At 61.2% G+C, this 363-nt stretch carries 1 pseudogene; it reads right to left on the bottom strand.

Features of this window, described 5'->3' with window-relative positions:
- Positions 1-340, bottom strand: a pseudogene (locus ACLRGI_RS14415) (IS1380 family transposase); the annotation flags it as partial.
- Positions 341-363 lie beyond the last annotated feature (23 nt).

Genomic DNA, 363 nt, shown 5'->3' with positions numbered 1-363 from the left:
CGTCGAGCTGGCGGACATGGCCGAAAGTGAACGCCCGCAGGAACGATCCCAAGGTCGAAGGAGCATACGCGCCGGCGAACAGCTTTTTCATCCCGCCGTGCCGCAACAAGGCCATGTCATCGATGGAATCGGCCCCGGCGACCATGCCCGCGACCAGAGCGGTGACTTTCAGGCCCGCATTGGCGCCGAAGTATCCGGGCAGCGTCAGCCATAGATCAGCGAGTTCGCCAAGGCAGGTTTTTACCGCCAACGCCATCGCCGGGACCAGACCTGCGTCCGACACGAGATTGGAATCATCGAACGCGGCTGACACGCGCGTAGATCTATGGAAAAGTTGCACCTACGAGATGCCTCTCGGATTGG

The organism is Paenarthrobacter sp. PPS72, assembly GCF_048537125.1.
Classification (GTDB): Bacteria; Actinomycetota; Actinomycetes; order Actinomycetales; family Micrococcaceae; genus Arthrobacter; species Arthrobacter nitroguajacolicus_E.
Note: the sequence above shows the minus strand (reverse complement) of the source record. Positions and strands in the feature narration are given on the sequence as shown.